The organism is Bradyrhizobium algeriense (genome assembly GCF_003062295.1).
In the GTDB taxonomy this organism is placed as follows: domain Bacteria; phylum Pseudomonadota; class Alphaproteobacteria; order Rhizobiales; family Xanthobacteraceae; genus Bradyrhizobium; species Bradyrhizobium algeriense.
The window spans coordinates 1-1,233 of sequence record NZ_PYCN01000147.1 but is presented as its reverse complement, the minus strand read 5'-3'; the positions used below and the strand labels follow the sequence as shown (position 1 = coordinate 1,233).

The window sequence follows — 1,233 nt, the reverse complement described above, 5'->3', positions numbered from 1 at the left end:
GTCTGTCAAATACGTAAACCGTGCTCGCCGGTTCGTTGGCTTCTTGGCGGAATGCGGGGCGGTGACACTGTCGGAACGGTATCGTCTTGGGAGCGCTGCCGGCGGGCTCCACTCTGATTGCCGTACGCATCCGAGGTGGGCCGCCTTGTAGGAATTGTCGGATTTGGCACTGACTGTCCTTATTGACGTCAAAAAGGACAGTGCGGCTATGGATCGAGTTGAGATTGTCGATACGGGTCGGCGTCGTCGTTTTAGCAAAGAGATGAAGCTCCAGATTGTCGCGGAGAGCTATTCGGAACCTGGCTTGTGTGCGACGACGGCGCGGCGACATGGAATATCGCGCTCGCAGTTATATGAATGGCGCCGGCTCGCACGAGCGTGGCAACTGGATGTTGCGTCGCCTGTCGATGGCTTTGTCCCGGCGCTGCTTATGCCAGAGGTAGAGGCAGCAGGGTCATTGCCGAATGCCGGCCGGATGGAGGTTGTCAGCGCGAATGGTCGCCGTGTGATCGTGGACCGCGATGTCGACGTTGAAGCGCTGCTTCGGATCATGCGCGGATTGGAGGTGCTGCGGTGAATCCGTTTCCGATGGGAACAGGGGTCAAGGTCTGGCTTTCGACGGGGTATACCGACATGCGCTGTGGCTTTCCCTCCCTGGCGCTTCGGGTGCAGGAGGTTCTGAAACATGATCCGATGTCAGGGCATCTCTTCGTCTTTAGGGGCCGCAGATCGGATATTTTGAAGATCATCTGGCATGATGGTCTGGGCGCCTGCCTTTTTACCCGGCGACTGGAGAAGGGCCGGTTTATCTGGCCGAATATGGAGGGCGGCGCGGTAGCGATCTCACCGGCACAATTGTCTTATTTGTTGTCCGGGATCGACTGGCGCAATCCGCAGGAAACCTGGCGTCCGACACGGGTCGGATAGCATTATTGCATTGAAAATATTGAGTGAATCTGATCGAATGGCTTCATGATCTCGAAGCCTGTGGATCTTCCTGCGGACCTTGCGAGCGCCTATCTGGCGCTGCTTTCCGAGCGTGAGATGTTACAGGCTGAACGTGATGTCGTTGTTGCCGAGTGCGACACCGTCGTCGCCGAGCGGGACATTGCGGTGGCGCAAGCCGCCAATGCGCAGGCCATGCTGTCGGACAGTGAGGCCTTGATTGCCAGTCTGGAGCTGGCGATCGAAAAGCTGAAGCGCGAACTGCGCGGCCGGCGATCCGAGCGCACG

General features: G+C 58.3%; 2 protein-coding genes and 1 pseudogene. All 3 read left to right on the top strand.

Annotated elements, in window-relative coordinates; genetic code table 11:
• Positions 1–208 precede the first annotated feature (208 nt).
• Positions 209–577 carry an IS66-like element accessory protein TnpA gene (tnpA, locus tag C7G61_RS42775; RefSeq protein ID WP_108523419.1) on the top strand — a complete coding sequence of 123 codons (369 nt, stop codon included), beginning with the start codon at positions 209–211 and terminating at the stop codon, positions 575–577.
• A complete protein-coding gene (gene tnpB / locus C7G61_RS42770) occupies positions 574–927 on the top strand; it encodes an IS66 family insertion sequence element accessory protein TnpB (RefSeq protein WP_420836851.1) in 354 nt (117 codons plus the stop codon). The genes tnpA and tnpB overlap by 4 nt, the downstream gene beginning before the upstream one ends.
• A gap of 45 nt (positions 928–972) precedes the next feature.
• Positions 973–1,233 (top strand): annotated as a pseudogene (locus C7G61_RS42765) (IS66 family transposase); the annotation flags it as partial.